This is a genomic window from Salinibacterium amurskyense (assembly GCF_002797685.1).
In the GTDB taxonomy this organism is placed as follows: Bacteria; Actinomycetota; Actinomycetes; order Actinomycetales; family Microbacteriaceae; genus Rhodoglobus; species Rhodoglobus amurskyensis.
The window spans coordinates 1358114-1381538 of record NZ_PGFH01000001.1; the positions used below are offsets into that span (position 1 = coordinate 1358114).

The window sequence follows — 23425 nt, forward strand, 5'->3', positions numbered from 1 at the left end:
ACCACCACTGTGCCAGCGAGCGTCGATGAGCATCATCAGCATGATCATCGACCTCGCCGCTCCCGCAACCGCTGGTTGTGGTTGGCGATCGGCACGCTGGGGGTCGCGGGTATCCTCGGCCTTCGCGCGTTCACCGGCGCGCAAGACTCGTTCGGCGTTCCGGGGCTCACTGCAGACCTACTGACGCTCGCGACGAGCGTCATTATCGAGTCGTTGCCCTTTGTGGTGCTCGGTATTGCGCTGTCGATCGTCGTTCAGGCGTGGCTTCCGGATGATCTGCTCATGCGATATCTGCCGAACAGCCCCGTGCTTCGTCGCGCTGCGATCTCGATGTTCGGGATTGCCTTGCCCGTGTGCGAGTGCGGAAACGTTCCTCTCGCCCGCGGGCTCGTGATGAAGGGCTTCACTGTTCCCGAGTCAATGACATTCTTGCTCGCGGCACCCATCATCAATCCAATTACCATCGTCACCACTCATCAGGCGTTCGGTTTTGACGACGGCATTCTGGTCGGCCGTATTCTCGGTGGGCTCGCTATCGCCAACATCGTCGGTTGGCTCTTCAGCCTTCACCCGCAGCCCAATTCGTTGCTCACGGACCGGTTCGCCGCTCAGTGCGCTGCGGGCTCGCATGAACACCGCCAGTCGCGCTCAGAGAAAAGTCTCGATATCTTCATGCGGGAGTCGAGTGTGCTGATGCCCGCCGTCTTTATCGGCTCGCTTATCGCCGGCGCCATTCAAGTGGCTGTTCCTCGAGACGTTCTTGTCTCACTCGGTAGCAACCCGCTGTGGTCGATTCTCGCGATGATGCTTCTCGCCTTTGTCATCTCGGTGTGTTCGAGCGTTGACGCCTTCTTTATTCTTCCGTTCGCGAGCACCTTCATGCCCGGTTCAATCGTGACGTTCCTCGTATTCGGCCCGATCATCGACATCAAGATGCTCGCGATCATGCGCACGACGTTCCCGGGCAAGGTCCTTCTGCAGCTGTCTCTCGTCGTCGCGCTCATGAGCGCCCTGATCGGGTTGGTGATCAACTATGTGGCCTAGTCTTCAACGCTGGTGGGGCGTCATCCTGATCCTGGTGGCAGTGTGCGCCACTGTCTGGCTTGGCGTGACCCAGCAGCTCGTTCTCTATATTCACCCCCGCTACGTGGTCTTCACCGTCGTGATGGCGGGCATCGCGCTGGTTCTCGGTGTTCTCAGCATCGCAGTGCGCCCTGCGGACACCGAAGGCTCCGCACCACGGCGCGGGTGGTCGCGTGTCGTGGGGGGATTAGCGCTGCTGCTCTCTGGTGCCGTCGCCCTCACGCTCGTTCTCATTCCGCCGACAACGCTCTCGAGCGCAACCGCGAGTCAGCGTGACATCGTGGGCTCCACGGTGGGCAGCGACAGCCAAAATGTGGATGAGGTAGAGAACGCCGACGACGAACTGCTCGCGAGTTTTACCGTCGTGGACTGGGCCTCGCTGCTTCGTCAGACGAGTGACCCGAGCTTCTACGCGAACAAGACAGCGGATCTCGTCGGGTTCATCACAGCGAGCGAGGACGACCCGAGCAACATCTTCTACCTCTCGCGGTTCACCGTGACCTGCTGCGCCGTTGACGCCCAGCCCACCGGAGTTGCGGTGTACGCACCAGAGTGGCAGAACGAGTTCGAGGTCGATGGGTGGATTGAGGTTACGGGTTCGTTCGAGACCAACCCCAGTTCCCGCAGTGATCTGCCCCTCGTGCTGGTTCCGGAGACAATGACTGCAGTGGAGCGGCCCAGTGAGCCATATCTCTATTAGCGCGCCGCCTCCCGAAGCGGCCAACAGCATGCGATCGTTCCGCCGCACTTTTGTGTTGACCTCGGTCATTCTTGTAGTGCTGTGTGGCATCTTCTTGGCTTTGGGCTACCTTCAGGGTCCCAAACTCTCAAGTGCGCAGGTCGACGCGGATGCCGTAGTCACGTCGTCCGATCAAACCTTGCGGTTGTTTGCCAATCAGGCCATCGCTGCCGTCGATCCGGCTGCGGTCACGGTCGAGCCGGCGATCGACGCCACCGCATCGAGCGAGGGAGACCTCATTTCGGTGCAGTTCGGTCAAGCGCTCGACTACAACACGGAGTACACCGTGAGCGTGGAGGGCGTCACGACTCTGTCGGGAGGCCCCGAGTCGACGCTGACGTACTCGTTCACGACGGGGGAGCCGGAGCTCTACTACCTCGACCGTGGCGAGCCCAACGACGAGATCATTCGCACGGGGCTCACGTCTCAAGACCGCACGGTGGTGTTCGCTGGCGTGGGAATCCAAGAATTTATACCCGTGGGCGATGTCGTTGCGTTCACGACCGCCGCGGCTGATCGCACGGGCACCCTGACGCTAGCGAACCCCGATACCGGGGTGACGGAGCAAGTGCTGTTGCCCGAGGCCGGTGAGGTTGCCGATTTGGATGCCACACGTTCGGGCTCGCTGTTGGGCTTCACTATTTCGAGTGAAGATCCTGGCCCTATCCCCACGATCTCGCACACGCTGTACACGGTTGACCTCGATCGAGGCCGCGATGTGGTTGCCGTCAACGACTTAGACGGTGAGCCGATGCGTGTCACGGGGTGGCAGTTTGTGCCCGGCACGGCAGAAATCGTGGCAGTGACCACCGAGAGCACGCTGGTGCGCGTCGACACCACGACGGGTCTCATCATTCCGCTCGGCGGCTACTTCGACTTCGATCGCGTCTCAGCAGACGGTTCTACGGCGATCGTGAACGACACGACAGGCAGTGCGGCCGTAACGCTCGCTGATGGTACCGAGGTGCGGCTGCATCCTTCACGTATCGACGGCGAACAACCTTTTATCGGTCAAACTGATGCCGATGCAGACGGCAACCTTGTCGCCAAGATGGTGTTGGTGGGGGAGACCGGGGCGACGTTCAGCAGCGTTCTTGCGTTCGACAACGGCGAGGAGTCGCGCGTTCTTTACCAAACGGTTGGCGACAAGGGCGCCATTCTCGATTTTGAGGTTTCGCCGAACAACCAGTTCGTTGCTGTCGAAGTTCAGCCCAACGTGGCGACTCTCGATTCAGACCAATACGTGATGAATCCGCGACCGCAAAGCACCACAACCTATCTCGTGGAGATTGCCACGGGAGCCGTTACGCGCAGTGTTGAAGGCTTTGGTGCCGTCTGGCGCTAGATTCGCTGTATGACCGCTGTTTCTGATCTCAACGAATTGCTCTCGACCATGGAGCCTCACCTCAACGAGGGCGTCTACGTCTTCGCCACGGTGAAGTCTCTCGCCGACGTCGAGGCGGAGTCGATCGTGGCGGTCATGCGCGAGACAGAGGGCATGTCAGTCGTACTGTCCGAGGCGGATGCGGTGCGCCAGGGTATCCCGCACGAGTTCCGTTCATCCTGGATCACTCTCACGGTCACCTCGGCGTTAGAGGCAGTGGGGCTCACGGCAGCGTTCGCGCAGGCTCTCGGTGACGTGCAGATCAGCTGCAACGTGATTGCCGGGCATCATCACGATCACTTGTTTGTGCCTGTGGAGTCAACGGATGCCGCCCTCGCGGCCCTGCGGTCGCTGCAGTCGACCGCGAACTAACTTTCGCTCCCGCCGGCCGTTAGTGCGCCGGGCGATCCTTTTGCGCTACCCGCAGGCCGCTGGCTTGGAGGCGATGCACGAACTCTCGCACGCCTACGGGCTCGGCGCCGAGTGCCACGAGATCGCTCCACATGCGGGCGGGAACGTCGTAGTGATCGAGGTCGAAGCCACGGCGGGGGATACCGGCGCGTTCGGCAAACTCGTGCAGTTCTTCGAGCGAGGTGTCGCTCACAATGTGCGCCCAGACCGTATCGTGGGCTGGCCAAATGGGCTGGTCAATCAACACGGTCATAGGTTGAGCCTAATTGACGGCCAATCTGCAGGCGGAGGTTTTGACCCAGTGCCCGTTAGCGGCGTACTATTGAACCCGCTGCACCCGAGTTGTGGTTTCGATCTCCGAGATCGTGACCAATGTTGGTGTACACGTTCTCGTTTTCGCCGAGTCAAGTTTTGATTGATTCAGTCGAAAGCTACCGCAGCGTGTCGTTTGACCGGGAGTGCCCACGTCGAGTATCGTTGATCCTTGGCGTGTGCTGGGCAAAGCCCGCAGAGATCGCCACAAGCTTCAGTAGTTCTAGCTATTCAATCGTTAAGTAAGGGTCAAAAGTGGTTTACGCAGTTGTGCGCGCCGGTGGGCGGCAGGAGAAGGTAGAGGTCGGCACGATTGTCGTTCTCGACCGCATCGCAGCCGACAAGAACGGCAATGTTGAGCTCGCTCCAGTTCTGTTCGTTGACGGCGACAAGATCACTCACGACGCTAAGGCGCTTGAGAAGATCAAGGTCGTTGCCGAGGTATTGAACGACGAGCGCGGTCCCAAGATCGTTATCCAGAAGTTCAAGAACAAGACCGGCTACAAGGTTCGCCAGGGTCACCGTCAAGAACTGACCCGCATCAAGATCACCAGCATCAAGTAACTGCTGACGGACGTAAAGGACTTCTAGACAGATGGCACATAAAAAGGGCGCAAGCTCCACCCGTAACGGTCGTGACTCCAACGCGCAGCGCCTCGGCGTAAAGCGCTTCGGCGGCCAAGAGGTTCTCGCCGGCGAGATCATCGTTCGCCAGCGTGGCACCCACTTCCACCCCGGCGTTAACGTCGGTCGTGGCGGCGACGACACCCTGTTCGCTCTCGCAGCGGGCGCGGTTCAGTTCGGTGCAAAGGGCGGCCGCAAGGTCGTCAACATCGTTTCCGCGTAACTTTCCGCGGCATAAACTCCGCGTCACCTGCGTGCAGGGGGCGTAAAAGCGAAGAGCGAGCTTCGGCTCGCTCTCGCCATTTAAGATGGCAGGCGTCTGCTGTCTAAAATGACAGCAGAATATTTTCAGTAGCTCACGAGAACAGGAGGAACCATCGTGGCATCGTTCGTCGATCAGGTAACTCTTCACCTCGTGGCAGGCCACGGTGGTAGCGGTTGTGTGTCCGTTAAGCGCGAGAAGTTCAAGCCTCTCGCCGGCCCTGACGGTGGCAAGGGCGGTGACGGTGGAGACATCGTTCTCGTCAGTGACCCGCAGGTAACGACCCTTCTCAACTACCACCGCTCACCGCACCGCAAGTCTCAGCACGGGCAGCCCGGTCAGGGCGACCTCAAGGCGGGTACCGCCGGTGCAGAGATGGTTCTTCCCGTTCCTGTGGGCACTGTGGTGCGCGATGGCGACGGCGAAGTGCTCCTCGATATGGATGCTCCGGGAATGCGACTTGTCGTAGCTCCTGGTGGCCAGGGTGGGCTCGGTAACGCTGCACTCTCATCCACGAAGCGCAAGGCTCCCGGCTTCGCGCTGCTCGGTACTCCCGGCTTCGAGGGTGATATTCACCTCGAGCTCAAGACAGTGGCCGATGTCGCTCTGGTGGGTTACCCCTCAGCGGGTAAGTCCAGCCTCATCGCTGCGATGAGCGCGGCAAAGCCGAAGATCGCGGACTACCCGTTCACGACCCTTCACCCGAACTTGGGTGTTGTTGAGTCGGGCGAGATCCGTTACACGATCGCCGACGTTCCCGGCCTCATCGAGGGTGCGAGCGAGGGTAAGGGACTCGGGCTAGAGTTCCTACGTCACGTTGAGCGTTGTACCGCTCTGCTTCACGTTCTCGACTGTGCAACCCTCGAGCCTGGTCGCGACCCAATCAGCGACCTCGACATCATTCTCGGTGAACTCGCTGCGTATCCTGTGCCTGAGGGTCAGAAGCCGCTTCTCGAGCGTGAGCAAATCATTGCTCTCAACAAGGTCGATGTTCCTGACGGAAACGACCTCGCCAACCTCGTCAAGGCTGAGCTCGAAGAGCGCGGTTACCGCGTGTTCGAAGTTTCCGCTGTGTCGCGTCACGGTCTTCGCGAACTCTCGTTCGCCCTCGCGGCCCTCGTGGTCGCTGAGCGTGAAGCCCAGATCGCTGAGCCGGTCAAGGAACGCATCGTTCTTCGTCCGCGCGCCGTCAACGCCAAGGACTTTGTTGTCAAGGTCGAGGGTGGCACGTACGGCAACGTGTATCGCGTTGTGGGAGAGAAGCCCGAGCGTTGGGTCGCTCAAACAGACTTCGTGAACGAAGAAGCCGTTGGTTACTTGGCTGATCGTCTCGCGCGCCTCGGTGTTGAAGACCAGCTCTTCAAGTCCGGTGCCGTTCCTGGCTCCACCGTCATCATCGGCGCGGGCGGAGGTGTTGTCTTCGACTGGGAGCCCACACTGTCATCCGCTGCCGAATTGATCGTTGCGCCGCGTGGTACCGACCCACGCCTCGACGATAACCCTCGTGAAACGAACCGCAGCCGTCGTCGCAACTACCTTGAGCGTATGGACGCCAAGGCTGCAGCGCGTGCAGAGCTCGATTCTGAGCGCGAGGCAGGCGTCTGGCGTGACGATGAGGGCTTCGCTATTCAGCGCGACGATGAGACAGAGGATCGTGAATAACAAGCCCACCGTGCGTGCCGAGATTCCTCGTGCGCGCCGCATCGTTGTCAAAGTCGGCTCGTCGTCGGTGAGCGGTGCCAACGTGGGTCAGATCAGCGCTCTGGTTGATGCTCTTGTGTCAGCACATGCAGCGGGATCTGAAGTCATTCTTGTTTCTTCCGGTGCTATCGCCACCGGTATTCCGTTTCTCAAGCTCGATAGTCGTCCGACTGACCTCGCGACTCAGCAGGCTGCCGCGGCAGTTGGCCAGAACGTGCTGATCTACCGTTACCAAGAGAGCTTCGACCGCTACGGCGTTGTCGCCGCGCAAATTTTGCTCACGGCCGGGGACATGGAAAACCCCACCCACCACAGCAACGCTCAGCGTGCGCTCGAACGACTTCTCGGGCTCAAGATCTTGCCCATTGTGAACGAGAACGACACGGTTGCGACCCACGAGATCCGTTTCGGCGACAATGACCGCCTCGCGGCGTTGGTTTCCGTGCTGGTGCGGGCGGATGTGCTTGTGTTGCTCTCGGACATTGATGCGCTGTACACGAAACCTCCGTCTGATCCGGGTGCCGAGCGCATCAGTTTCGTCCCGTTCAGCAACGACCTCAGCGACGTTACTTTTGGTGACATCGGGGCGGCCGGCGTCGGTACCGGGGGAGCAGGCACGAAAGTTGCCGCTGCTAAGCACGCTGCTGCAGCTGGAATCCCCGTGCTCCTTGCCGAAACGGGCAGTGTCGCAGCGGCTCTCGCCGGGGAAGAAATCGGCACCTGGTTCGAGGCAGACACCCTCCCGTTGTAACGTTCTTCGGCCTCGGGTTTGCGCCGCTACACTCTGACTATGGTTGATTCGGCAGTTACCGCTCTCTCTATTGACGACAAGCTTCGTGCAGCGCGCGCAGCTTCGCGCACGCTGGCAACGGCCACAACGGTGCAGAAGAATGCGGCGCTGGAAGCTATCGCCGCTGGAGTCGTTGCGAATGCCGACCGCATCGTTGAAGCTAACGCGCTTGACCTCAAGCGGGGGCAAGAAAATGGCATGACGGTCGGACTTCAAGATCGGTTGCGCCTCACTGCGGAACGAATTGACCAGTTATCCGCTGCGGTGCTCGAGATCGTGGAGCTCGCTGACCCCGTGGGCACTGTCGTGCGGGGTTCGGTGCTGCCCAACGGGTTGTCGGTAGCGCAGACCCGTGTTCCCTTCGGCGTGATCGGCGCTATCTACGAAGCACGCCCCAACGTCACGATCGATATTGCTGCGCTCGCCCTCAAGAGCGGCAACGCGGTGATGCTGCGCGGAGGCTCTGCGGCCGAAGACTCCAACCGCGTTCTCGTTGGCGTCATCCAATCGGCGCTATCCAGCGTGAACATCGACCCGGCATCCGTGCAGACGGTTGATGAGTTTGGCCGCGATGGGGCTAAAGCGCTCATGCAAGCCCGTGGTTTTGTTGACGTGCTCATTCCCCGAGGCAGCGCTCAGCTCATCCAGACCGTCGTGAACGAGTCGACAGTTCCCGTGATCGAGACCGGCGCCGGTATCGTGCACATCTTCTTGGATGAGTCCGCCGACGAAGCGACCGCAGTCGAGATTGTGCACAACGCCAAGGTGCAGCGCCCCAGCGTCTGCAACGCCCTCGAAACTCTGCTGGTGCACGAGAGCGCTGCCGAGCGGTTAATTCCGGCCGTGCTTGCTCGCCTTGCTGACTCGGGCGTGACCATCCACGCCGACGCGCGTACTCGCGAACTTTTCCCCTCTGCTGAGGCGGCCACCGATGAGTCTTGGGCTACTGAAAACTTGAGTCTGGATGTCGCGGTGCGGGTCGTAGCTGACCTCGACGCCGCCATCCAGCACATCGACACCTACTCGACCAAGCACACCGAGTCGATCATCACTAACAATCTGGCGAATGCTGATCGCTTCCTCGCTGAGGTGGATTCTGCGGTGGTCATGGTGAACGCCTCCACTCGGTTCACCGACGGGGCAGAGTTCGGTTTCGGTGCTGAAGTGGGCATTTCCACGCAGAAGCTGCATGCTCGCGGCCCGATGGGCCTGCCAGAACTTACGAGCACCAAGTGGGTTGTGCGCGGCAGTGGCCAAGTGCGCGGGTAGACTGTTATCGGTTTTGTGAATGGAGATCTGATGTCGATTTTTCTGAACGTTCTTGCGTCGAGCGAAGAGCTTGCACCTCTCGTGCTGCCCGCGCTCGCTTTCCCGCTCATTGCGGCTGTCGTCTTCACGACTCTGGGCTTCGTCACGTGGAGCTTCCGCGACGTCGCTAACCGTCAAGACCCTAAGGCCGCGAAGGCTGGCGACGCCCACGGCGCAGGCCACTAAGGCTTTTCATGACCGCCGAAACGGCGCCGCGGCGCGCACGCATCGGCATTATGGGTGGCACGTTCGATCCCATTCACAACGGTCACCTTGTAGCGGCGAGCGAAGCGCAAATTCAATTCAACCTCGATGAGGTTGTCTTCGTGCCCACCGGTAAGCCGTGGATGAAAGACACCGTCACGCCGGGGGAGCATCGCTACCTCATGACCGTGATCGCGACCGCCGCCAACCCTGGCTTCAACGTGAGCCGCGTCGACCTCGAGCGCGAGGGCGCGACGTACACGATCGACACTCTTCGTGACATGCGCAAGGCCTATCCGGATGCTGACCTGTTCTTCATTACTGGTGCGGATGCGGTCGCCCAAATCATGGAATGGAAGGACGTCGCAGAGGTCTGGACTCTCGCCCATTTCATAGCAGTTTCACGGCCAGGACACGCCTTAACCATTAGCGGATTGCCTGAGCAAGGCGTAAGCTCGCTTGAAGTGCCGGCGCTTGCGATCTCATCCACCGATTGCCGAAACAGGGTCAGTGGGGGTTATCCCGTCTGGTATCTGGTTCCGGATGGTGTCGTGCAGTACATCGCCAAGCACCATTTATATCGGAGTACTTAATGACCACTTTTCACGATCCGCCGCCGCAGTCGCGCCGTGCGGCGCGTCAGAGTGAGCGCGAGCACACGTCAGACGGGCAGCCCACGGTCGAAGGATTCACCACCTTCCCGGCGCAAGCACAGAACGAGCAGCCTTCGGCTGCCGAAAACCACGACTCTTCCTCTTTCGAGGTCCCCTCGACAGACGCCGCTTCGGCCCAGCCGGCGCCCACTAATACGGCAGCAGCGCACAAGCCTGCTCCCGCAGAAGCCGCACCAGCCGCAAACGCACCGGCAACCGCATCCAGCGCCAGCGGCGATGCAGAACCTACTCGCGAACGCACGCTGACTCGTCGAGAGCTTCGCGAGATGCGAGCGCGCGAAGAAGCTGCGAAAGCTGCGAATCAGAACTCCGCTGAGGCAGCCCCAGAGCCCCGCGGCGTTGCGTCAACTCCGGCAGCTCCTGCTGCTCCGGCTGAAGCAGCCGCTGCTGCATCTGCTCCTACCGCTTCCACGGCTGCTCCTACTGCTCCCGCGGCTAGTCCGGCTGCCCCCGCGGCTCCGACGCAGTCCGCGCCCACGGAAAGTGCGGCGACTCCTGCAGCTCCCGTTCAGGCTCCGCCTGTCGTTCCGGTCGCACGCCCCGCGGCGGCAGCTGCGCCTGCAACTGCGCCCTCTTCCTCAACTTCCACCGCAGCTACGCCAGCGGCATCCGCCCCTGAGGCTCCTGCACGCTCGTCAGCGCCGGCACGTCCAAGCCTGGCTGACTTGGCTGCCGCAGCCTCGGCAGCGGCGGCGGCACCGTCTAAGCCTGCCAAGTCGGTCGACGAGCTTTCGTTTGCACCCGATGCTCAGCTCTATGTTGAGCCGCCGGCTCTCGTCGACCCGCTCGCTGTTGTGCCCGAAGCCGCGTCTGACTCTGCTTCGGTCGACGCGTTGAGCGCGTTTGAATCATTGCTCGGCAACTCCAACGACTCTGCGGCAGCCGCGCCTGAAACGGCCGCACCGCGATCACCTCTCGCTGACTTGCCAGCACCGAGTGCATCGGCCCCGTCGTACGCGGCAAACCTGCCTGCTCCGACCTCGACTCCGGCGTCCGCCAAGCCCGAGCGTCCCACGATCGAGGGTCTCCTCGGCCTCGAGCCCTCGGCCGAATCCACGAAGGCTGAGCCTGCCGCGCCCAGCCAAACCACGTTGAGCAACGCTCGTGCGGAATTCGACGAACTTGCTCGCAAGCGTCTCGACGGCGACGTTGCTGCTCCGGCGACGACGACTCCAGCTGCGACGACGACTCCAGCTGCGACGGCTCCGTCCGCGGCAGCGAAGGCTCCGGCTCCGACGGTTGCTCCGGCGAAGGCTGAACCGAACGCCGCGACGCCAGCAGCCTCCGGCACCTCGGCATCCACTCTGTCGGCGGGACACTGGTCCAAGCAGGCCAACGTCGCCGACGATTCGAACGACGCTATTGTTGCGCGCACGATTGGTAGCGGAAGCACAGCGACCAACGCGTTAGTGCTGCCGGCGATCCCGTTCGCGACTGACATCCGTGGGCCGCTGAACTCCAGCGGGGAAACTATGCTCACCGGATCGATCGACCTGCCGAGCACACTTTCGGCAAGCGGGGTTTCTGACCGCTTCGATAAGGGCGACATTGATTCGCTCCTGGATCTCAACGACAGCGACATGGTGTCAACAGATTCAGCACCTGTGCGTGCGGTTAAAGCCGTCAGCACATTCTCTAACCAATCAGTTACGCAGACGCAGAAACCGAAGGGCACCCGTGCGCTCACGGTTCTGCTGATCTCGGCAGCGTCGATGGCGGTTGTAGTTGCGGGTCTTCTCGTGGCAGCCTTTGCCTTCAACATGTTGTAGCTTTAACTCTTTGCCATCAGCTAATTTCCGATTAAGGATCCTGTGACTGCTTCTCCTCGTGCCAACGAGCTACTTTCCATCGTCGCGCACGCCGCTGACGCCAAGCAGGCGACCGACATGGTTGCTCTGGACGTCACCGGGCCCATGCCTTACGCCGATATTTTCTTCCTCGCGACCGGTCGCAACGAACGTAACGTTCAGTCGATCGCCTCCGAGATCGAAGAGAAGATGATCGCAGCCGGCGCCAAGCCGCTGCGCCGCGAAGGGCGTGCAGAAGGTCGCTGGATTCTTCTCGACTTCGGTCACGTTGTTGCGCACATCTTCCACGAAGAAGACCGCCTGTACTACTCGCTTGAGCGACTGTGGAGCGACTGCCCCGTGATCCCGATTACGATCGAGCAGCCCGTTCGCGACGACGCCGACAGCGACGCGGAGTAACAAACTTCACACTACGTAACCCAATTTTGCTGGGTGGCGTTGTACTGGTGTGCTTGAGGTATCCGGGCAGTTAGACCCCGGGGTTACTCTCACCGAGTTACCTTCTCACACTGGGGTTTCATGATTACGCTCAATTCCGTCACCAAGACTTTTGGTGATGCCGCGAACCCTGTTCGCGCTCTCGACGACGTCAGCCTGTCGGTAGCGAGCGGGGAGATCTTCGGCGTCATTGGCCAGAGCGGTGCGGGCAAGAGCACGCTCATCCGCACCGTCAATCTGCTTGAACGGCCGGATGCTGGCACCGTGACGGTCGGCGACCGTGAACTCACCGCGCTCAACGATCGCGAACTGCTTCAGGCACGTCGCGAAATAGGTATGGTCTTTCAGCAGTTCAACCTGCTTGACAGCCGAACGGTGCGCGGCAATGTTGAACTTGCTCTCGAAGTCGTCGGTGTCGACCGCCGGGAGCGCACTAAGCGCACCAACGAGATCCTCGAGCTAGTGGGTCTCGAGCACAAAGCTCAGCAGTATCCCGCTCAGCTCTCGGGCGGGCAGAAGCAGCGCGTGGGCATCGCCCGTGCTCTCGCATCACGCCCGCGGGTATTGCTCAGCGACGAAGCAACGAGCGCGCTTGACCCCGAGACAACAGAGTCGATTCTGCAGCTCCTGCGCAGCATCAACAAAGAGCTTGGGCTTACGATCTTGCTCATCACCCACGAGATGGATGTCGTCAAGAGCATCTGCGATTCCGCAGCGCTCATGAGCGGCGGCCGCATTCTCGAGCAGGGCCGTTTGGTGGACTTGCTCTCGCAGCCTGGGTCGCAGCTTGCGCGCGGACTTTTCCCGCTGGGGGAGCTGCCGGAAGGTAATTCCACCGTCATTGACGTCACCTTTGTTGGGTTGTCGTCGGGTCGCCCCGTGGTCTCTCAGCTGGCGCGCACGCACCAGATTGATGTTGGTCTCGTTGGCGCTGCCATCGAGACGATTGCCGGTGCCCAGTCGGGTCGCACGCGGCTAGAGCTGCCGGGAACAGCTGACGCTAACGCGGCAGCGATCAACGACCTGCGTGCCCAGGGGCTCGTAGTTGAGATTGTGAGGAGCGGACGATGATTGATACCACTGCTCCCGGCTTCTGGCCGCAGCTGTTCGAAACGCTTCTGAAGGCCACAGGGGAGACCCTGTACCAGGTCGGCGTCACGATGCTCATCACTCTCGTGCTGGGGCTCGTTCTCGGCACTCTGCTCGTGGTCACCGACCGCGGTGGCATCCTTGAGCGTCCGTTCGGCAGTCTGGTCGCGGGCCGCGTCATCAATGTGGTCACGCAGACGGTCGTCAACCTTGGTCGCTCGATCCCGTTCATCATTTTGATGATCGCGCTCATCCCGTTCACGCGCCTCATTCTTGGCTCGGCGTTCGGTGTGACGGCGGCGATAGTGCCGCTGACGGTGGCTGCCATCCCGTTTTACGCTCGCATCGTCGAGATCTCGTTGCGCGAAGTGAACGAGGGGCTCGTTGAAGCGGGTCACTCGCTCGGCGCGACGCGGTGGCAGTTGGTGTCGAAAGTAATTATTCCTGAGGCGGTACCGGGCCTCATCCGTGGCTTTACAACGACAGTGGTGTCGATTGTGAACTACTCGGCAATCGTGGGTGCGATCGGTGGTGGAGGTCTGGGCGATGTTGCTATTCGCTACGGTCACCAGCGCTACAGCGTCATCCACATTGTCGCGGTGATCATCGTGCTGGTTGCGATTGTGCAGATCGTTCAAGTGGTCGGCGCTCGCCTGGCCAACCGAATGTCTCACCGCTGACTTTGTCGGCGGCTGACCCTCACGTAGTTCTCTTTCTCCCTTCGTTTCACCCTTCACCAAAGGAATAGTTATGTCACGCTCCAAGTTCTTCTCCCTCTCCACCGTGGCCGCCGCTGGGGTGCTCGCTCTGACCCTGGCCGGATGCTCGGCTCCCGCCGAAGAGTCCGCACCTGCTGATGGCACCCTCGGTTCGCTGACCGTCGGCGCTACGGCAACACCGGCTGGCGAGATCGTTCAGTTCGTCATCGACAGCGGCCAGGCTGAGGCTGCCGGTCTCGAGCTCGACATCGTTGAGTTCACCGACTACACCACCCCGAACCCCGCGTTGAGCGAGGGCAGCCTCGACGTCAACCTCTTCCAGCACGCGCCGTTCCTCGACCTGTACAACGAGAACACGGGCGACAACCTGTTCGTTGTCGGCCAGGTGTACCTGCCGCCGCTGGCGCTCTACTCGAAGACCGTAGACGACCTCGCTGACCTCCCGAAGGGCGCCAACATCGCTCTGCCGAACGATGCGAGCAACGAGGGCCGTGCGCTGCTGCTCCTCGCGGATGCCGGAATCATTGAAACCACGGATGCCCCGTCGACTGTGTCGGACATCACCGCTAACCCGAACGACTACAACTTCATCGAGATCGACGCAGCAAGCCTGCCGTCGGCGCTCGATGACCAGGACGCGGCGATCGTGAACTTCAACTACGCCGGTGCTGCTGGCCTCTCGGGTGACCTGCAGCTCGTGACCGAAGGAACCTCCAGCGTGTACTACAACACGCTCGTCACTCGTGACGAACTCAAGAGCGACCCGCGCGTGACGAAGCTCTACGAATTGTTGACCTCCGACGAGACGAAGGCGTACATCAACGACTTCTACAACGGACTCGTCATCCCCGTTTCCTAAGCGACAACGCGGGCAACACCACCGTTCGCTCAGGCGAACGAAGGGCGGTCACCATCTTCACGGATGCTGGCCGCCCTTCGGTTTTTCCCAAATATTTCGCACACTTTTGGCCGGGAATCGCTCAGATGGTTTTGGATGCGCTGAGCGTGTAGTAATCTTGTCAAGTTGCGTTTTCTACACGGAAACAAAACAAATGGGTCCATGGCGCAGCCCGGTAGCGCACCTGCATGGCATGCAGGGGGTCAGGGGTTCGAATCCCCTTGGATCCACCATTTAGCCCCGCAATCGTAAAGATTGCGGGGCTTTTTCGTTCCCGCCTGCTGGCGTGCGTGAACTCGGTCGCGGGCGTTGCCGTGTCACAACTCCGTGCGGCAACCCCCGTGCGCTCAGCGCAGCCGCTAGCCTGAGCGAAAACGATCTGGAGTGCGCCGCGCGAGTAACTGCAGCCGGCGGGCATCCACCTCACAGCAGAGCTGAATGGAATAGGCGCCGATGCACGAAGTTACCTGCCCTCACTGTGGCAAAGCGTTCACTATCGATGAGGCCGGCTATGCCGACATCGTGAAGCAGATTCGTGACCGCGAGTTCGAGAGTGAGCTGCACGAACGGCTCGACGCGGCCGAGGCGACGAAGAAGGCGGAGATTGAGCTCGCCGAGGCGAAGGTCGCGCGCGAGTTGCAGGCGGAGGCCTCGAAGAAGGACGCCGCCATCCAGGAGCTAAAGGCCCAGCTGGATGCTGGGGCTGTCTCCCAGAAGCTCGCGGTGGCTGAGGCGCTGAGTGCCGTTCAGGCCGAGCGTGATGCGCTGGCGAATGAGCTCGAGAAGACTCAGCGGGAGCGTGAGGCCGCAGCCGATCTTGCCGAGGCCAAGAGGGTCAACGAACTACAGAAGGCCACGGCGGGTAAGGAAGCTGAGATCCAGGCGCTGAAGTCGAAGCTTCAGGCAGCGGGCTCGGAGCAGCAGCTGGCGCTTTCGGCAGCAGTAGGCGCTGTCGAGAAAGAACGGGATGGGCTCAAGAGCTCTCTTGAGCGCGTGGAGTTGGAGAAGAAGCTCGCCGAGACGTCGCTGAAAGACAAGTACGAGACTCAGATCAAGGATCGCGACGATGCGATTGAGCGGCTGCGCGATATGAAGGCGCGGCTCTCGACCAAGATGATCGGTGAGACGCTCGAGATCCACTGTGAGACCACGTTCAACCAGATTCGTGCCACCGCCTTCCCGCGCGCCTACTTTGAGAAAGACAACGACGCGCGCAGCGGCAGCAAGGGCGACTACATCTTCAAAGAGGCGGATGAGTCGGGCACCGAGATCGTGTCGATCATGTTCGAGATGAAGAACGAGGCCGACACCACGGCCACGAAGAAGCGCAACGAAGATTTCTTGAAAGAGCTCGACAAAGATCGCAATGAAAAGGGTTGCGAGTACGCAGTGCTGGTGTCACTGCTGGAGCCCGACAGCGAGCTGTACAACTCCGGAATCGTGGATGTCTCCCACCGCTACCCGAAGATGTACGTGGTGCGCCCCCAGTTCTTCATTCCCATCATCACGGTTCTCCGCAACGCGGCGCTCAATTCACTCACGTACAAGAACGAGCTTGCGCTCGTGAAGGCTCAGAGCATTGATGTGACGAACTTTGAGGAAGAGTTGGACTCCTTCAAAACAGGCTTCGCTCGTAACTTCGACTTGGCATCCCGCAAGTTCCAGACTGCGATCGACGAGATCGACAAGTCGATCGATCACCTGCAGAAAACTAAGGATGCCCTGCTCGGTACGAACCGAAACCTGCGTCTCGCAAACGACAAGGCTCAAGACGTGACGATCAAGAAGCTGACTAAGGGCAACCCGACGATGGCCGAGAAGTTCTCCGACCTCAACAAAGGCGAGAGCTAACACCCCACGCCGCCGCGAAGGCCGTTAAACGGTCGTTACGGGCGTTGTAGGCGGTGAGACCGGAGTCTTGCGCACGCGCGCCTTGAACCACGCGGTATCCGGCACACGCGCCAACAGCGGGCCGGCGATGATCGTCATGAGCACGTAGGCGGTGGCCAGCGGGGCAAGCATCGGTTCGATGCCGGCGCCGACCGCGAGGCCAGCGATCACGATGGAGAACTCACCACGCGGTGTCAGAGCCAACCCGGTACGCCAACGGCCAGGGGCCGCGATGCCGGCGCGTTTTGCAGCCCGGTAGCCGGAGAACGTTTTGGTGCCGATGGTCAGTACAGCGAGGGCGAAGGCGGGCAGCAGCACCGGAATGATGTCGGCGGGCGAGGTCGAGATGCCGAAGAAGACGAAGAAGACGGCGGCGAAGAGGTCACGCAGGGGAGTGATGAGCTGCGCGGACTGGTGCGCCACAGGACCCGAAATGGCAATACCCACGAGGAACGCACCAACTGCCGCTGAGACGTTCACCGCCTCAGCAAGACCCGCAACGAGCATCGTGAGCCCCACAACTCCGAGGAGCAACGCTTCAGCGTTCTTCTGGGGGAGCAAGCGTGACAAGAACCGCCCATGGCGAAGCGCTACATAGAGGATGGTGACGACAACAGCAACAGCGATTGCCACGGTGATGGACCCCTGCAGTAGCCCGGCACCGATCACGAGAGCGGACAGCACCGGCAAGTAGAAGGCCATGGCGAGGTCTTCCATCACCAGGATCGACAGAATTACCGGCGTCTCGCGGTTACCGAGTCGCCCAAGGTCCCGAATGACCTTGGCGATAACGCCGGATGACGACACCCACGTCACTCCAGCGAGAGCCACCACTGCGGCGGGTTCCCAGCCGAGCAAAATGGCAAACAGTGCGCCGGGGAGCGCGTTAAACACGCCATCCAAAATCCCCGACACCCGTGATGTCTTCAGGTTCGCCATGAGCTCGTCAGCCGAATACTCAAGACCGAGCATCGCCAATAGCAGGATCACGCCGATTTGCGATCCGACTTCGAAGAATTCTTCGCTGGCCTGAAGAGGCAGAAGGCCGCCTTCACCAACGGCAAGGCCGGCAAGGAGATAGAGCGGGATCGCCGAGAACCCGAAGCGTGCGGCAACTCTGCCGAGCACACTCAGAACGAGCAGGAGAGCGCCAACCTCAATTAGTAGCTGCGTCGTCTCATGCATACGCGACTCTTAGCTGGGACCGTTATTGATGAGCTTGCCCAGAGCGTCGAGACCCTGACGGGTGCCGACCGCAACGATCACGTCGCCAGACTCGAAAACAACCTCGGGACCGGGCGACGCAACAACATCATTACCGCGAACGATGGCAACGATGGAAGCACTCGTGAGGGTGCGGGCTTTCATATCGCCCATGGGGTGGCCAACGAATCCAGAGCCGTTGGGTAGCGAGATCTCTTCGTTGAAGAGCCCCTCGGCTTTCTCCCCGAGAGCCGACAAACGGCTGAGGGTGAGCGACGAACCGAGAACCTCGGCAATGGCAGAAGCCTCATCATCGGTCAACGAGATAGACGCAGCATTCGAGTCGGGGTCGTCCGCATTGAAGAAAGCAAGATCACGTTCACCCGAACGCAGCGAGACCACGCTGACGCGGCATCCTGAGTTCGTGATGACGTCGTTGCGCACGCCAAACCCGGGAAGGTCAATTCGTTCGATTCTTACGCCCACGGTTTCAACTTACCTATTCGATTGTGGCCAATAGTCCAGCGAGAACTCTACGCCTGTTGAGGCGCATCCCCTACTATTCCGCAGTCGCGGATCGGGGGCGCGGCGCTGGCGGCGGTGGCACTTCTTTTGCGGCGATCACTTTTTCAAGCTCGATGGTCTCGAGGCCACGCTTGGTCGCGACGACACAGTGGGTGTCATCGGCGAGGTGAAAGTAGCCGAGAGAGTCGGTCGCCCGGCCATCCTCGATGAGGTGACGCACCACAACACGGGTTCCACTCGTGGTGGCTTTCAAAAACTCTGCGGGGGTAGTCATCGGGGTTACCACGAACTCTTGTCGTAGTCCTTGAGGAAGATGCCGAACAGATCTTCGCCATCCTCGCCACGCACGATGGGGTCATAGACGCGGGCCGCACCATCGACGAGGTCGAGCGGCGCATGAAAGCCCTCTTCTGCCAACCGCACCTTGGTGGGGTGGGGGCGCTCATCCGTAATCCAGCCGGTATCGACGCTGGTCATGAGAATGCCGTCGCTCTCAAACATCTCGCGGGCACTCGTGCGGGTGAGCATGTTCACGGCGGCTTTGGCCATGTTGGTGTGTGGATGCCCGGGGCCCTTGTAACCGCGACCGAACACGCCCTCCATCGCCGACACATTCACGATGTATTTGCGACGGGATGCGGAGGCCGCCATCGAGGGACGCAACTTGGAGATCAGCACGAACGGTGCCGTGGTATTCGCCAGCTGAACTTCGAGCATTTCGAGCGGGTCGACCTGATCGACGTGCTGCGTCCACGAGTTGATCGAGTCGAGGTCAGGAACGAGGCCACCGGCGTCGATCGCGGTTCCGGCAGCGAGGCGCTCCAGTGAGCTCGAGCCAGCGGTCATGGCTTGCTCTGTCAGCTCTTCGGCACGCGTAGCCGCGGCGGCCAAGATCGGATGCGCCGATACCGACTGCGCGAGGGCCTGTGGGTGCGGGTCATTCGTGTGCCCGAAGGTCACGAGCTCGGGCAGCGGGCCATCGGGCAGGGGAGCAAGCTCACCATCGACGAGCGGCTGGTACGCCCCGGGGGAGCGACGCACCGTCTGCGTCGCATTGTTGATCAGGATGTCGAGTGGGCCCTGCTCAGCGACAGACTCGGCCAGGCCGATTACTTGAGCGGGGTCGCGCAGGTCGATTCCGACCACGCGAAGGCGGTGCAGCCAGTCTGCCGAGTCGGGCAGGCTCGAGAAGCGACGAACGGCATCCCGCGGAAAGCGCGTCGTGATGGTCGTGTGCGCGCCATCCCGCAGCAAACGCAGCGCGATGTACATACCGATCTTGGCGCGGCCGCCGGTGAGCAGCGCACGCTTGCCCGTGAGATCAGTGCGGGCGTCACGCTTAGCGTGATTGAAGGCCGCACAACTCGGGCAGAGCTGATGGTAAAACGCATCGACGGTGGTGTACGGCTGCTTGCAGATGTAGCACGGGCGAGCCTTGATCAGTTCGCCGGCGGTCGGCGTCGTCGTGCTGGTGGAGATGGGGATGCCGCGGGTCTCATCATCTATACGGTCAGTCGCGCCCGTAGCGGTTGCTGCAATCACTTCGCGGTCGGCGTCAGCGATGGCAGCACGCTTCTCGAGGCGGCGCTCTTTCTTGACCGCCTTAAACATGGCGGCGGTCGCCCGGCGCACGGTCACAAAGTCGGGGTGCTCTTCATCCATGCCCACCATCTGATTGAGCACTTTGAGGGCAACCTCAAGCTCGGCGGGGTCAAGACCGCTGGGGCCGTGGTCGGGGGCGGATGAAGAATTAGGCACACCCGATTCTACCCGCGCGTCCGGGCGCACCGTGCTCTCGGCGGTCTCGGCTGGCTCTATGCTGACGAGATGATCCTCAGCGTCGTTCTCGCCCTCGCCGGCTCGCTGTTTTACGGCGTCTCCGACTTCTTTGGCGGCTTGAGTACACGACGCCTGCAGGTGGTGCCGGCGACCACGATCATCCACGTCTTCGCCACCGTGTCCTTGCTCATCGCGATGCTGTTCGTCACCGTGAGCTTCGAGCCAGGCGCCATCCTGTGGGGTGGTATTGCCGGAGTAGCCGCCATCGTCGGGTTGCTGACGTTCTACGCGGCGCTCGCCGATGGGCCGATGAGCCTCGTTGCTCCCCTCATCGCGGTCGTCGGAGCCGTCGTGCCGGTCGCCTTTGCCGTGGTGTCGGGCGAACGCCTGCCCGTGCTCGCGTGGGTCGCCATCGTGTTGGCCATCGTCAGCGCTTTACTCGTGTCGGTCACCCGTTCGGATGCCGCTGCGCGCGTTCGCCCGCGAACGGTCGTGGTGGGCGTTGTCTCGGGCATCGGTCTCGGTACAGCTCTCATTGCGCTCGACCAGGCCCCGGAATCTGCGGGTCTCGCGACCGCCGTCGTCGAGATCGCGGTCGGCCTCGCCGCCATGCTGGTCCTGCTCGCGCTCACTCGCCTCAGCACGCCCATCCGCCGCTTCTTTGCGCAGTTCGATCACCAGCCCGAGGGCGGTGCCGTCGTGAGTGTGAGTCGGGCCCGGATGCTGGCTGCCGCCGGTGGTGTTCTCGTCGGAGCATCCAACGCCTTCGTGCTGTTTGCGCTGCAGGCCGGAAGCCTCGCTGTCGTCTCGGTGCTTGTGAGTCTGTACCCGCTGGCGACCATTGTGTTGGCACGCTTCACGCTGCACGAGAAGGTGAGCCGGGTGCAATTGCTCGGAATGGCGCTCGCGCTCGTCGCCTCGGTGATGCTTGCTCTGAGCTAGTGAGGTGCTGGTTGCGCGCTCGGTACCTGCGCGTTGCGTGCTCGCCGTGCTCCGATGTCCTGTGACCCGGCTACGGTGGAACAATGCCCTCACTCTTGGATGCGCTTCCGACGCCCTTTGACGCAGACGCAACCTATGACGCTTTCGTCGGCTGGGCAGCCGGCCGAGGCCTCGATCTTTACCCTGCTCAGGATGAAGCGGTCATCGAGCTCGTCTCGGGTGCCAACGTCATCTTGTCCACGCCCACGGGCACGGGAAAGTCGCTCGTAGCGATTGCCGCCCACGCGATTGCGCTTGCCCAAGGGCAGCGCACGTTCTACACCGCGCCCATCAAGGCTCTCGTGAGCGAGAAGTTCTTCGCGCTTGTTGAGGTCTTCGGTGCCGAGAACGTCGGCATGGTCACGGGGGATTCCTCGGTAAACGCCGATGCGCCCATCATCTGCTGCACCGCGGAAATCTTGGCGAATCTCGCGCTGCGCGAGGGGGCGGATGCTCGTGTCGATCAGGTTGTGATGGATGAGTTCCACTTCTACGCGGATCCCGATCGCGGCTGGGCCTGGCAGGTACCGCTGCTGATCCTGCCCAAGGTGCAGTTTGTGCTGATGTCGGCGACGCTCGGCGACATGCAACCGCTGGCGGATGACCTGAGCCGCCGTACTGGCCGCGAAACAAGCCTCATTACGGGTGTCGAACGCCCCGTGCCGCTGCACTACTCGTGGGCCCTCACTCCTATCCACGAGACGGTGGAAGAGCTGCTCTCCACCGGCCAAGCGCCGATCTACATTGTGCACTTCTCGCAAGCCGCCGCTCTTGAGCGCGCGCAAGCGATGACCAGCATCAAGGTTGTCTCCCGCGAACAGCGTGACCAGATTGCTGACGCGATCGGTGATTTCCGCTTCACGACGGTATTCGGCAAGACGCTCTCGCGCCTCATCCGCTCCGGCATCGGCGTGCACCACGCGGGCATGCTGCCCAAGTACCGCCGCCTCGTCGAGCAACTTGCTCAGCGCGGGTTGCTGCGCGTGATCTGCGGAACCGACACTCTCGGCGTGGGTATCAACGTGCCCATTCGTACCGTGCTGCTGACGCAGCTCACCAAGTACGACGGCACCCGAATGCGCCAGCTGACCGCCCGTGAGTTCCACCAGATCGCGGGGCGGGCCGGTCGCGCTGGTTTCGACACGGCAGGAACCGTCGTCGCTCAAGCCCCCGAGCACGAGTCGGAAAACGCCAAGCTCGTCGCCAAAGCCGGTGACGATACCAAGAAGCTACGCAAGATCGTGCGCAAGAAGCCTCCCGAAGGTTTTGTCACGTGGAGCGAGACCAGCTTTGAGCGCATGATCGCCGCAGAGCCCGAACAGCTCACAAGCAACATGCGCATGAACCACGCGATGATCCTCAACGTGATCGCTCGCGGCGGCGACGTGTTCTCCAACGTGCGCACTCTTGTCGAAGACAACCACGAACCCCGTCACAAGCAACGTGAACTCGCAAAGCAAGCGCTCGCGATCTACCGCACTTTGCGCACCGCTGAGATCGTCGAAGAGCACCGCGTTGCCGACACGATGATCGTGGATGGCGAAGAAGTTGAGAGCTTCGACGAACGCACCGAGATTCGCCTCACGGTCGATCTGCAAGCCAACTTTGCGCTCAACCAACCGCTCTCGCCGTTTGCTGTGGCGTCGTTCGATTTGCTTGATCGCGAGTCGCCGACCTATGCCCTCGACATGATCTCCGTGCTCGAAGCGACGCTCGATGACCCGCGCCCGATCCTCTCGCAGCAACAGTTCATGGCTCGTGGCGAGGCCGTCGCGGCGATGAAAGCCGAAGGCATCGAGTATGACCAGCGCATGGAGCTGCTCGAAGAAGTCACGTGGCCCAAACCGCTCGAAGAGCTGCTGGATGCCGCCTTCGACATGTACCGAGCGAGCCAGCCGTGGATCGGCGACTTCGCCCTCAGCCCCAAGAGCGTCGTGCGTGACCTCTACGAACGCGCGATGACCTTCGCTGACTTTGTCGGCTTCTACGGCCTGGCCCGAAGCGAAGGCCTCGTGCTGCGCTACCTCTCCGACGCCTACCGTGCCACCCGTCAGACCATTCCGGATGACGCCAAAACCGACGAACTACTCGACCTCATCGAGTGGCTCGGCGAACTGGTTCGCCAGGTCGACTCGAGCCTCATCGACGAGTGGGAGGCCATGACGAACGGGGTCGACTCCGCCACTAGTGGTGAGCCGGTCTTGCCGCCTGCTCCGGCATCCGTCGTCACGAATGCTCGCGCGTTTCGTGTTCTCGTGCGCAACGAAATGTTCCGTCGCGTGCAACTCGCGGCTCGCGACGACGCGGTCGCTCTCGGCGAGCTGGATGCCGCAGCCGGCTACGACGAAGAAGCGTGGGGCGAGGCGCTCGACCGCTACTTTGACGAGCACGACTCTCTCTCCACGGCGGGTGATGCGCGGGGTCCCGCGATGATCACCATCACCGAGGAGCCGGGGCAATGGCACGTGCGGCAAATCATCGAAGACCCGGAGGGCAACCACGACTGGTCGATCAACGCGACCGTGGATCTCGCTGAGTCCGCTGCCGAAGGTATCGCGGTCGTTCGCGTGACGGGTTTCAGCCGCCTCGACTAGTCGGCGTCG

General features: G+C 61.5%; 24 protein-coding genes and 1 tRNA gene. 20 read left to right on the plus strand and 5 right to left on the minus strand.

Annotated features, from left to right (window positions below):
- The first annotated feature begins 81 nt into the window (after window positions 1-81).
- The 4 genes from CLV85_RS06490 to CLV85_RS06505 are packed head-to-tail and all read left to right on the plus strand — an operon-like array spanning window position 82 to window position 3578.
- A complete protein-coding gene (locus tag CLV85_RS06490) occupies window positions 82-1044 on the plus strand; it encodes a permease (RefSeq protein ID WP_205030357.1) in 963 nt (320 codons plus the stop codon).
- Complete coding sequence (locus CLV85_RS06495; RefSeq protein ID WP_100388742.1) at window positions 1034-1783, plus strand: TIGR03943 family putative permease subunit; 750 nt, start codon at window positions 1034-1036, stop codon at window positions 1781-1783. Before CLV85_RS06490 ends, CLV85_RS06495 begins: the two co-directional genes overlap by 11 nt.
- Entirely contained in the window at window positions 1764-3167 is a 1404-nt protein-coding gene (locus tag CLV85_RS06500; RefSeq protein ID WP_229820274.1) for an Ig-like domain-containing domain, read from the plus strand. The genes CLV85_RS06495 and CLV85_RS06500 overlap by 20 nt, the downstream gene beginning before the upstream one ends.
- Before the next feature lie 9 nt (window positions 3168-3176).
- Window positions 3177-3578 (plus strand): ACT domain-containing protein, encoded by a 402-nt coding sequence (locus CLV85_RS06505; protein WP_100388743.1) that lies wholly within the window; start codon window positions 3177-3179, stop codon window positions 3576-3578.
- Between the two features lie 19 nt (window positions 3579-3597).
- Here CLV85_RS06505 and CLV85_RS06510 read toward each other — a convergent pair whose 3' ends face one another.
- On the minus strand, window positions 3598-3870 hold the full coding sequence (locus CLV85_RS06510) for a DUF4031 domain-containing protein (protein WP_100388744.1): 273 nt from the start codon (window positions 3868-3870) through the stop codon (window positions 3598-3600).
- Window positions 3871-4184: 314 nt separating this feature from the next.
- Between CLV85_RS06510 and rplU the strand changes: the two genes are divergently transcribed.
- The 14 genes from rplU to CLV85_RS06580 all read left to right on the plus strand — a co-directional run bounded on the left by rplU (window position 4185) and on the right by CLV85_RS06580 (window position 16295).
- A complete protein-coding gene (gene rplU / locus CLV85_RS06515) occupies window positions 4185-4493 on the plus strand; it encodes a 50S ribosomal protein L21 (protein WP_009772527.1) in 309 nt (102 codons plus the stop codon).
- Window positions 4494-4524: 31 nt separating this feature from the next.
- A complete protein-coding gene (rpmA, locus tag CLV85_RS06520; protein WP_100388745.1) occupies window positions 4525-4776 on the plus strand; it encodes a 50S ribosomal protein L27 in 252 nt (83 codons plus the stop codon).
- 156 nt (window positions 4777-4932) lie between these two features.
- Complete coding sequence (gene obgE, locus CLV85_RS06525; protein ID WP_100388746.1) at window positions 4933-6477, plus strand: GTPase ObgE; 1545 nt, start codon at window positions 4933-4935, stop codon at window positions 6475-6477.
- Window positions 6470-7267: a glutamate 5-kinase gene (proB, locus tag CLV85_RS06530; protein ID WP_229820272.1), complete on the plus strand. Its 798-nt coding sequence runs from the start codon at window positions 6470-6472 to the stop codon at window positions 7265-7267. The genes obgE and proB overlap by 8 nt, the downstream gene beginning before the upstream one ends.
- A 39-nt stretch (window positions 7268-7306) precedes the next feature.
- Window positions 7307-8575: a glutamate-5-semialdehyde dehydrogenase gene (locus CLV85_RS06535; protein ID WP_100388748.1), complete on the plus strand. Its 1269-nt coding sequence runs from the start codon at window positions 7307-7309 to the stop codon at window positions 8573-8575.
- A gap of 30 nt (window positions 8576-8605) precedes the next feature.
- Window positions 8606-8800 (plus strand): hypothetical protein, encoded by a 195-nt coding sequence (locus tag CLV85_RS06540; protein WP_100388749.1) that lies wholly within the window; start codon window positions 8606-8608, stop codon window positions 8798-8800.
- An 8-nt stretch (window positions 8801-8808) separates the two neighbouring features.
- On the plus strand, window positions 8809-9411 hold the full coding sequence (gene nadD / locus CLV85_RS06545; RefSeq protein WP_100388750.1) for a nicotinate-nucleotide adenylyltransferase: 603 nt from the start codon (window positions 8809-8811) through the stop codon (window positions 9409-9411).
- Window positions 9411-11261: a hypothetical protein gene (locus CLV85_RS06550; RefSeq protein ID WP_100388751.1), complete on the plus strand. Its 1851-nt coding sequence runs from the start codon at window positions 9411-9413 to the stop codon at window positions 11259-11261. The genes nadD and CLV85_RS06550 overlap by 1 nt, the downstream gene beginning before the upstream one ends.
- 42 nt (window positions 11262-11303) lie before the next feature.
- Window positions 11304-11699, plus strand: coding sequence for a ribosome silencing factor (rsfS, locus tag CLV85_RS06555; RefSeq protein ID WP_100388752.1), 396 nt, complete (start codon window positions 11304-11306; stop codon window positions 11697-11699).
- 120 nt (window positions 11700-11819) lie between these two features.
- Complete coding sequence (locus CLV85_RS06560) at window positions 11820-12809, plus strand: methionine ABC transporter ATP-binding protein (RefSeq protein ID WP_100388753.1); 990 nt, start codon at window positions 11820-11822, stop codon at window positions 12807-12809.
- Entirely contained in the window at window positions 12806-13507 is a 702-nt protein-coding gene (locus CLV85_RS06565) for a methionine ABC transporter permease (RefSeq protein WP_100388754.1), read from the plus strand. Before CLV85_RS06560 ends, CLV85_RS06565 begins: the two co-directional genes overlap by 4 nt.
- Before the next feature lie 70 nt (window positions 13508-13577).
- Complete coding sequence (locus CLV85_RS06570; protein WP_100388755.1) at window positions 13578-14405, plus strand: MetQ/NlpA family ABC transporter substrate-binding protein; 828 nt, start codon at window positions 13578-13580, stop codon at window positions 14403-14405.
- 195 nt (window positions 14406-14600) lie between these two features.
- A tRNA-Ala gene (locus tag CLV85_RS06575) sits at window positions 14601-14677 on the plus strand.
- Between the two features lie 220 nt (window positions 14678-14897).
- On the plus strand, window positions 14898-16295 hold the full coding sequence (locus tag CLV85_RS06580; protein WP_100388756.1) for a DUF2130 domain-containing protein: 1398 nt from the start codon (window positions 14898-14900) through the stop codon (window positions 16293-16295).
- Between the two features lie 24 nt (window positions 16296-16319).
- Here the strand turns inward: CLV85_RS06580 and CLV85_RS06585 are convergent, their stop codons facing one another.
- From CLV85_RS06585 to CLV85_RS06600, 4 genes are all read right to left on the minus strand, one after another.
- Window positions 16320-17519, minus strand: coding sequence for a cation:proton antiporter (locus tag CLV85_RS06585; protein WP_100388757.1), 1200 nt, complete (start codon window positions 17517-17519; stop codon window positions 16320-16322).
- 9 nt (window positions 17520-17528) lie between these two features.
- Window positions 17529-18023: a cation:proton antiporter regulatory subunit gene (locus CLV85_RS06590; protein WP_100388758.1), complete on the minus strand. Its 495-nt coding sequence runs from the start codon at window positions 18021-18023 to the stop codon at window positions 17529-17531.
- 73 nt (window positions 18024-18096) lie between these two features.
- Window positions 18097-18336 (minus strand): hypothetical protein, encoded by a 240-nt coding sequence (locus CLV85_RS06595; protein ID WP_100388759.1) that lies wholly within the window; start codon window positions 18334-18336, stop codon window positions 18097-18099.
- Window positions 18337-18341: 5 nt separating this feature from the next.
- On the minus strand, window positions 18342-19820 hold the full coding sequence (locus CLV85_RS06600) for an SDR family oxidoreductase (protein WP_100388760.1): 1479 nt from the start codon (window positions 19818-19820) through the stop codon (window positions 18342-18344).
- Between the two features lie 69 nt (window positions 19821-19889).
- Here CLV85_RS06600 and CLV85_RS06605 point away from each other — a divergent pair, with 69 nt between their 5' ends.
- Entirely contained in the window at window positions 19890-20783 is an 894-nt protein-coding gene (locus tag CLV85_RS06605) for an EamA family transporter (protein WP_100388761.1), read from the plus strand.
- Window positions 20784-20866: 83 nt separating this feature from the next.
- Complete coding sequence (locus tag CLV85_RS06610) at window positions 20867-23416, plus strand: DEAD/DEAH box helicase (RefSeq protein WP_100388762.1); 2550 nt, start codon at window positions 20867-20869, stop codon at window positions 23414-23416.
- Window positions 23417-23425 lie beyond the last annotated feature (9 nt).